Genomic DNA, 8,111 nt, shown 5'->3' on the forward strand with positions numbered 1-8,111 from the left:
TGCGGGAAATAACCGGGTGGCCTAACCGAGAACCGGCCGGTGGAGAAATAGGGTGTGGGTGTGTGGCGCCTCGATAGAAAACCAGAAGATGACGACTTCGCGTCGGATTACTCCGACGCGCCGTCTGCCGACTCGCGTCTCGCGACCTCCCCGGACTCGGTGAGCCTGGGAGACCCGGCGCTGGTCGCCGGGAACATCGCCGAACCCACCTGGCAACGCTGGCGTGACGAACTCGCCGCCGTCGGCGGCCACTCGCCGCTGCTGCACTTCGGTGACAGCCCGCGCTCCCGCATCGAGCTGTCCGCCACCCACCCCGGCGGTCTGCCGCAGTTCATCACCGGCAAGACCACCCTGCTCTCCAACCTCATCCGCGACGAGCTGGCGCTACGCAACGCCCGCCTGGCCGCCAACGAGATCACCCAGAAGGGCATCGAGCTGCGGTCGATGCGGGGCATCGAATCGGTGCACCTCGCGATCGGGCTGGCCCAGTGGCGCTACGGCGACGTGGACTTCACCGCACCGGTGCTGCTGCGCCCCCTGGCCATCCGCCGCTACGGTCGAGACTTCGAGCTCAAGCTCAAGGGAGCACCGTTCCTCAACCCCGAACTGGCGCGGGCGTTGCACGACCAGTTCCAGATCACCCTCGACGCCGACGCGTTCGTGGCGCTCGCCGTGACCAACGGAGCGTTCAAACCGCAACCGGTGATCGACCGGCTGCGGGGCCTCACCTCGCACCTGCCCTGGTTCAACGTGGTGCCCCGCCTGGTGGCGTCGTCCTTCGCCGACGTCGGCCGGGCCATGGCCACCGACGCGCAGAAGCTCACCCATCCGGTGCTCGACGCCGTCGCCGGCAACCCCACCGCCAAGCGCGCCATCGAAATGGCCTACAACCCGGTGCTGCCGATCGCTCAAGACGTGCGCCCGCCCGGCACCGACACGCTGCTGCTGGATGCCGACGCCGAGCAGGAGAACGTCGTCGCCCAGATCAGCGCCGGCAACTCCCTCGTCGTGAAGACCCTGCCCGGCACCGGTGGCACCCAGACCATCGTCAACGCCATCGGCTCGCTCATCGCCCAGCACAAGCGTGTACTCGTGGTCAGCGCCCGCCGCTCCAGCCTCGACGGCATCGCCCACCGCCTCGTGCAGGTGGGTCTGCCCGGCGTCGCCGTCACCCCGCGCACGCTGCGCCGCGACCTGATCCAGTCGATCACCCGCAACGAGAAGAGCACCCAGCCGCGCGTCGGCGACGTCGACGACGCCCTTGTGCGTCTGCGCAAGGTGCTGCTGGACTACAGGTCGGCGCTCACCCGTAAGGATGCCGCGCTCGGCGTGTCGGTGCTCGACGCCCTCGGTGAGCTCGCCAGGCTTGCCCAGCTGCCGGCACCGCCGTCGACGACCGCCCGGCTCGACAGGGTCGCCCTGGAGCGTCTCGCCCACGACCGGGCCAGCGCCGCCGCGATCCTGATCAAGGCCGCCGTCCTCGGCCAGTTCCGCTACGGCCCCGGCGACTCGCCCTGGTACGGAGCCTCCTTCACTTCCACCGCCGACGCCGGCGCATCCCACGAGCTGGCCAAGCGGCTGAGCAAGACCGACCTGCCCCGGCTGCTGGAACGCGCCGGACACCTCATCGGCCAGACCCGGTTGCGCCCGTTCGAGACCGTGCACGAGCTGGGCATCTACCTGCGCCTGCTGCTGGACATCCGCGAGACGCTGGACAAATTCCAGCCCGCCGTGTTCGACCGCTCCCTCACCGAACTGATCGCCGCCACCTCCGCCCGCCGCGACTCACCCGAGATGACCAGCGCCAACCGGCGCCGGCTGCGCAAGCTCGCCGACGAGTACCTGCGACCGGGCGTGCACGTGAGTGACATGAACGAGAGCCTGCGGCGCATCCAGCAGCAGCGCACCCTGTGGCAGCGCTACGCCGCCGCCGGCGTGACCCCGGAGGTGCCGGTCGGTATCAACGACGTGCACGTCGCCTATCAGCGCGTCGCGGAGGACCTCGGCAAGCTCGACGTGCCGCTGGGCAACACCGGGACCCCGCGTCAGCTGGTCTCGCGGCCGCTGCGTGAACTCGTCTCCACGATGACCGGACTGGCCGCCGAGAGTGAGGTGCTCGCCAACCTGCACGAGCGCACCGCCCTGCTCGCCACCCTGCGCGAGCACAACCTCGACCCGCTGATGACCGACCTGTCCCAGCGCCACGTGTCCGAGAAGGATGTCGCCGCCGAGCTCGAACTCGCCTGGTGGCAGTCCGTGCTCGAGGTGATGTTGGGCGGCGACAAGGCCCTGCTCAACGCCAACACCCAGGTGCTCGACAGGCTCGAAGCCGACTTCAAGCTCGTCGACGAGGCGCACGCCTCCACCACCGGGCAGATCCTGGCCTGGCTGCTCGCCGAGACCTGGAAGATCGGTGTGGTCGACTGGCCCGACGAAGCCGACCAGCTGCGCCGGCTGCTGCGCGCCGACCGCGCCACCCCGGCCCGCATCAACGAGGTCTCCCCGCACCTGGGCCGGGTGCTCGCCCCGGTCTGGCTGGCCTCGCCGTACGAGGTCGCCGCACTCGACGACAGAATGACCTTCGACGCCGTGCTCCTCGTCGACGCCGGCGCCACCACCCTCGCCGAGAACGTCGGCGCCATCCGCCGCGCCAAGCAGGTCGTGGCCTTCGGCGACCCGGTCACCCAGACGCCGTCCGGCTTCGAGACCGGCATCGTCGAACCCTCCGATGTGCCGAGCCCGCAGGAGACCAACGTCGACGCCCTGCACGCCGACTCCGCGCTGGCCCGGCTGGGTGAACTGCTGCCCACCCTCACCCTGACCCGCAGTTACCGGGCCGGCGGCGAGGACCTCGCCGAACTGGTCAACCACCGCTTCTACGGCGGCCGCATCGACTCGCTGCCCTGGGCGGGCAGCTTCCTCGGCCACGGCAGCCTCACCCTCAACTACGTCAAGGGCGGCCACGGCATGCCCGACGTCGACAGCGGCGCGGTGGAGAGCGTTGACGCCGAGGTGGCGAAGGTCGTCGACCTGGTCATGGACCATGCCGTCAAGCGGCCCCGCGAATCCCTCATGGTCATCACCGCCAGCGCCCGCCACGCCGTGCGGGTGCACCAGGCCGTGCTGGCGGCGTTCTCCAAGCGCACCGACCTGAGCGACTTCATCCTCAAGGACCGTGCCGAACCGTTCACGGTGCTCACGCTCGAGCAGGCCGTGGCGCAGAGCCGCGACCGGGTGATCTTCTCGATCGGCTACGGCCGCACCCCGCACGGACGGCTGCTGAGCAACTTCGGCTCGCTCGGCGAACCCGGCGGCGAACGCCTGCTCGCGATCGGCATGACCCGCGCCCGCCGGGCCATGGACATCGTCTCCTGCTTCCGACCGATCGACATCGACGCCGACCGGCAACGGCACGGCATCCTGGCCCTGTCGCAGGTGCTCACCGAGACCGAAGCCCGCCGCAACGAGGTGGCCGTGCCGGATGCCCGCGAGGCCATGCTCGTCGACCTGGGCCGCCGCCTGGAACGCAAGGGGCTCACCGTCTCCCTCGGGCACCGCGGCAAGCTGGCGCTGGCGGCCTCGCACGCCGGCCGCGCCGTGGTCGTGGAGACCGACGCCGTGGTCAACCGGGCCAGCCTGCGCGAGTCCCTGCGGCTGCGCCCCGAGGTGCTGCGCCGCCTGGGCTGGCACTACCTGCGCGTGCACAGCTTTGAACTGTTCAGCAACCCGGATGCCGTCGCCGCCCGCGTCGCCGCCCTCGCGGGCATCACGGGCGTCGCGCCGACCGAAGGGTCGGATGGTCCGGCGCACCGTGCCTGACCCGGCGGCGCCCGACGGCGCCGTCGGGTCCGCGGGCGCGACAGCGCCCGAGACAGCACCCGCGGCATCCGTCGGCGACACCGGAGCTGCAGAACCGCGTCAGTCGGTGGTCAAGTCGACCGGCGCCCGCCGGGCGCGCCTGACGCCCGCGCCGGACACCGACACCAGCCCCGAGCCGCCCTCCCGCGAAGAAGGCGGGCAGACCACGGGCGACGGCTCCTCGACGAGCGCGAACGACGCCCGGCTGCGCCAGGACAAACCGCCGCACTGGTAGCCCGCCGCCGCTCCGCCCGGGTTCTCGACCGGAGTGTCCCGTCGAGACGCCGCAAAGCATCCCGTCACGAGCGCCGAAGGGGCAGTCTGCGGCAAGTCGGTGACCCGCGCATCCCCGAGATGCTGCAAAAGGCCCCTTGGAGCGCATCCAAGGGGCCATTCGCCGCAAGTCGGCGGGGTCGTGCCGTACGTGCGAAGGAGTTAGAGGGTGTGCTTGGCGGCCGCGGCGGCCGCGCTGGAGGACACCGTCTGGGCCCCGGTCGATGCGGCGAGCAGGTCGCGGATCTCGGTGAGCAGGTCGAGGTCGGTGACGGGGTTCTTCTTCGGGTCCAGCGGCACTCCGGCCTGACGGCGACGTGCCTGGTTCTCCTTGAGCTTGTTGAGCGGCATCACGAACGCGAAGTACACCACGGCCGCGACCAGGAGGAACTGGATCAACGCCGCGAGAACCAGGCCGAAGGACAGCTCGGCATCGCCCAGCGGAACCGTCAGGGAGTTCTTCAGGGTGTCCGCGTTGAAGATCGCGGCGATCAGCGGGTTGAAGATCCCCGTGACGATCGCGTTGACCAGGCCGGTGAATGCGGCACCGATCACGACGGCCACGGCCAGTTCGATGACGTTGCCGCGCATGATGAATTCTTTGAAACCGTTGATCATGGCTGGGATCTTTCTGGTGCGGTACTGCGAGGAATTGAGGAGAGGGGTCAGGACGCCTTCGGCGCCGCCGTGGGCGTCGAGCCGGACGAGGAGCCCGAGCCGCTCGAGGACGACCCGCTGGTCGACGCGGCCGGGGTGCTGCTCTTCTCGGCCGGCTTGGCCGAGGACGATTCAGACGAGGAGTCCGTCTTCTTGGCGCCCTTCTCGGCGGAGAGCGACGACTTACCGCCGGACTCGGCGCGCGAGTCGTTGCGGTAGAAGCCGGAGCCTGTGAAGCTCACGCCGATCGACGAGTAGACCTTGCGCAGCTTGCCGCCGCAGGCGGGGCACTCCGTGAGCGTGTTGTCGGTGAACGCCTGCTGGATGTCGAAGGCGGTGTCGCACTCGGTGCAACGGTATGAATAGGTAGGCACTGCGTCTTTTCGGTTCGGGTGTGCGGAGCTGACCGGCAGGTGCCGGAAGGGGAAAGTCTAGAAGACGACGATGCGAGTGGGAGTGACGAGGCCGTTCACCGGCTGGTCGTGCACCTCCCGGGGAACATCGTCGACATATTCATTGTCGTAGACCACGGCGTACACCGGCGGGCATTTCTCCATCGACCCGAGGGTCTTGTCGAAGTAGCCGCGGCCCCACCCCATCCGCAGACCGGTCTTGTCGATGGCCGCCGCGGGCACGATGATCAGGTCAACGTCGTTGATCGCGATCGGGCCGAGCAGCTCGCCCTGGGGTTCCGGGGCACCCGAGAGGCCCTGCACCTCGGTCTCCTCCTCGCCGACGGTCCAGTCGAGCAGGCCGTCGTCCCGCGACACCGGGAACAGCACCCGGATGCCCCTGGCTTCGGCCCAGTTGACGAACGGGCGGGTGTTCGGCTCGGTGGGGCTGGAGAGATAGCAGGTGATCGACCGGGCGGACAGGTCGGTGACGATGCTCTGCAGGTTCTCGGTGAACCCCGCGGTGGCGGCTTCGCGCTCGGCTGCGGGCATGTTGTGGCGGCGCTCCCGGAGGTCTGCGCGGAGCGCCCGCTTGCGGTGCTCGATGTCAGAATCCATACAAGTCATCCTAGGTGCGTAACCAATACAGGTTGCCGCTAACCTAATGCCATGGTTACTCACATTACAAAGGCCGTTATTCCCGCTGCCGGTATGGGAACCCGGTTTCTGCCGGCAACCAAGGCGATGCCCAAGGAAATGCTGCCGGTCGTCGACAAGCCTGCCATCCAGTATGTGGTGGAAGAGGCCGTGGCCGCCGGCCTGACCGATGTGCTCATGATCACCGGCCGCAACAAGAACGCTCTGGAGAACCATTTCGACCGGGTCACCGAGCTCGAGGCGGTGCTCATCCAGAAGGGTGACCGCGACCGCCTGGCCAAGGTGAACGAGTCCACCGACCTCGCCGACATGCACTACGTGCGCCAGGGTGACCCGCTGGGCCTCGGCCACGCGGTGCTCCGCGCCAAGATGCACGTGGGCCGCGAACCGTTCGCCGTGCTGCTCGGTGACGACATCATCGACGCCCGCGACCCGCTGCTGGACAAGATGCTTTCCGAGCAGGTCACCCGCAACACCAGCGTCGTGGCCCTGCTCGAGGTCGACCCGTCGCAGATCCACCTGTACGGTGCGGCCGCGATTGAGAAGACCGACGATCCCGACGTGGTGCGCATCACCGGTCTGGTCGAGAAGCCGGCAGCAGAGGATGCCCCGTCGAACCTGGCCATCATCGGCCGGTACGTGCTGCGCCCCGAGGTCTTCGACGTGCTCGAGCACACCAAGCCGGGCAAGGGCAACGAGATCCAGCTCACCGACGCCTTGCAGGAGATGGCCGTCAACCCCGAGACCACCGGCGGCGTCTACGGCGTCATCTTCCGCGGCCGCCGCTACGACACCGGCGACCGGCTCGACTACATCAAGGCGATCATCCAGCTGGCCGTCGACCGCGACGACCTCGGCGTGGAACTGCGCCCCTGGCTCAAGGAGTTCACCTCCACTCTCGAGTAGCGTGCAGGTTGATCAGGTCGGCACCGGACTAAGATTCGGTCATCATCGGGCTTCGGCCCCCAAGTAGACGGGTTCATCGTGCCGACCGCGATTCCTACGCTCCGTGAGGGGGCCGTGACCCTGCGCCCGATCCGGTTACGTGACGCCAGGGCCCTCGAGCGTGAGCTGATGGAGAACCGGTCCTGGCTGCGCACCTGGGAGGCCACCAGCCCGTACGCGCCGATGTCCTTCGACACCCGGGCCAGCATTCGCAGCCTGCTCGCGCACTCACGCACCGGCAGCGGATTGCCGTTCCTGGTCGAGTACAACGGCGAACTGGCCGGCCAGCTGAACGTGTCGTCGATCACCTGGGGGTCGCTCTCCAGCGCGTCGATCGGCTACTGGGTCGGCGAGAAGTTCGCGGGCCGGTCGATCACCCCGATCGCGGTGGCCCTGGCCACCGACTACTGCTTCAGCCAACTCGGCCTGCACCGGATGGAGATCTGCATCCGGCCGGAGAACGCCCCGTCGTTGAGGGTCGTCGAGAAGCTCGGCTTCCGGTACGAGGGTCTGCGCCGCCGGTTCATCCACATCAACGGCGCCTGGCGCGACCACTTCGCGTTCGGCATGGTGGCCGAGGAGGTGCGCGGTGGCGTGCTGCGCCGCTGGCAGGACGGCCTGGTGCCGCCGGGTCTGGCGTCCGTGAACGAGTTCGACACGGCCGCCGCCGCGCATCCACTAGAGGTGGCCGACAAGTGACACACCCCCCGGTAATCAGGCACGGAAGGCCCCGCGACTCATACGTTAGGGAGCATGAGTAGCGAAGTCCTGGGTGGGGGAGTGATGGTGGCCGTTGCCGCCGCGCTCTGGGTGACGTATCTCATGCCGACATGGGCGAGACGCCGGCAATATCTCGCCACCGAACGCAATGCCGTGCGTCTGCAGCAGACCCTGCGGATCCTCGCCGAGACGTCGGAAATTCCCCAGGAGGTACGCGTGGAAACCAACGCACGCGGAGTGTCCGCTCAACGCAAACTCCTCGCCCAGGCCGAGGAAGACGCCCGGATTGCCTCGAAGGCCGCCGGCGATGCCGCCACGGCCGCCCGGCGCGCCGCGGTACTGCGCGCCGCCGCCGCCCGGCCCAAAGCGCTCACCCCGGCCGGCAAGGCCAAACGCCTGCGCACCATGCGTGCCCTCTCCACCCTGCTGCTGCTCATCGGTCTGGTGTTCGCCGTGGTGGGCGCCACCATGCTCTCAGCGGGCGTGTGGACGCTCCTGGCCGGCGGCCTGGTCGCCGTAGCGACCGCCGTCGCCACCCTCGGCCGGCTCGCCACCGTCAGCCGCTCCGCCCGCGCCCCGCGCGCTGCAGCGGATGCCGACGCCGCTGCC

At 69.1% G+C, this 8,111-nt stretch carries 7 protein-coding genes and 1 pseudogene; 5 read left to right on the forward strand and 3 right to left on the reverse strand.

What is annotated here, in order from left to right; all coding sequences use genetic code 11:
- Positions 1 to 60 precede the first annotated feature (60 nt).
- Together E3T19_RS03570 and E3T19_RS03575 are read left to right on the forward strand one after the other, a co-directional pair.
- Complete coding sequence (locus E3T19_RS03570; protein ID WP_134408134.1) at positions 61 to 3,819, forward strand: ATP-binding protein; 3,759 nt, start codon at positions 61 to 63, stop codon at positions 3,817 to 3,819.
- Positions 3,797 to 4,093 (forward strand): hypothetical protein, encoded by a 297-nt coding sequence (locus E3T19_RS03575; RefSeq protein ID WP_134408132.1) that lies wholly within the window; start codon positions 3,797 to 3,799, stop codon positions 4,091 to 4,093. Before E3T19_RS03570 ends, E3T19_RS03575 begins: the two co-directional genes overlap by 23 nt.
- Positions 4,094 to 4,293: 200 nt before the next feature.
- Here E3T19_RS03575 and mscL read toward each other — a convergent pair whose 3' ends face one another.
- From mscL to E3T19_RS03590, 3 genes are read right to left on the reverse strand one after another with little or no spacing between them, the layout of a single operon-like run.
- Entirely contained in the window at positions 4,294 to 4,749 is a 456-nt protein-coding gene (gene mscL, locus E3T19_RS03580) for a large conductance mechanosensitive channel protein MscL (RefSeq protein ID WP_088457002.1), read from the reverse strand.
- Positions 4,750 to 4,796: 47 nt separating this feature from the next.
- Entirely contained in the window at positions 4,797 to 5,162 is a 366-nt protein-coding gene (locus tag E3T19_RS03585) for an FmdB family zinc ribbon protein (protein WP_088457001.1), read from the reverse strand.
- A 57-nt stretch (positions 5,163 to 5,219) separates the two neighbouring features.
- Positions 5,220 to 5,798 carry a 5-formyltetrahydrofolate cyclo-ligase gene (locus E3T19_RS03590; RefSeq protein WP_103432297.1) on the reverse strand — a complete coding sequence of 193 codons (579 nt, stop codon included), beginning with the start codon at positions 5,796 to 5,798 and terminating at the stop codon, positions 5,220 to 5,222.
- A 51-nt stretch (positions 5,799 to 5,849) separates the two neighbouring features.
- On the opposite strand from E3T19_RS03590, the gene galU reads away from it, so the two are divergent.
- From galU to E3T19_RS03605, 3 genes and pseudogenes are all read left to right on the forward strand, one after another.
- Positions 5,850 to 6,743 (forward strand): UTP--glucose-1-phosphate uridylyltransferase GalU, encoded by an 894-nt coding sequence (galU, locus tag E3T19_RS03595; RefSeq protein ID WP_088456999.1) that lies wholly within the window; start codon positions 5,850 to 5,852, stop codon positions 6,741 to 6,743.
- Between the two features lie 78 nt (positions 6,744 to 6,821).
- Positions 6,822 to 7,481, forward strand: coding sequence for a GNAT family N-acetyltransferase (locus tag E3T19_RS03600; protein WP_088456998.1), 660 nt, complete (start codon positions 6,822 to 6,824; stop codon positions 7,479 to 7,481).
- A gap of 54 nt (positions 7,482 to 7,535) precedes the next feature.
- Positions 7,536 to 8,111, forward strand: a pseudogene (locus E3T19_RS03605) (hypothetical protein); the annotation flags it as partial.

The sequence above is a fragment of the Cryobacterium sp. TMT4-31 genome (genome assembly GCF_004403385.1).
GTDB classification, from domain to species: domain Bacteria; phylum Actinomycetota; class Actinomycetes; order Actinomycetales; family Microbacteriaceae; genus Cryobacterium; species Cryobacterium zongtaii.

Excerpts from the sequence above, each read along its gene's own strand:
- E3T19_RS03575 (WP_134408132.1), top strand. The coding sequence starts at position 3,797 with ATGGTCCGGCGCACCGTGCCTGACCCGGCGGCGCCCGACGGCGCCGTC.
- mscL (WP_088457002.1), bottom strand. The coding sequence starts at position 4,749 with ATGATCAACGGTTTCAAAGAATTCATCATGCGCGGCAACGTCATCGAA.
- E3T19_RS03590 (WP_103432297.1), bottom strand. The coding sequence starts at position 5,798 with ATGGATTCTGACATCGAGCACCGCAAGCGGGCGCTCCGCGCAGACCTC.
- galU (WP_088456999.1), top strand. The coding sequence starts at position 5,850 with ATGGTTACTCACATTACAAAGGCCGTTATTCCCGCTGCCGGTATGGGA.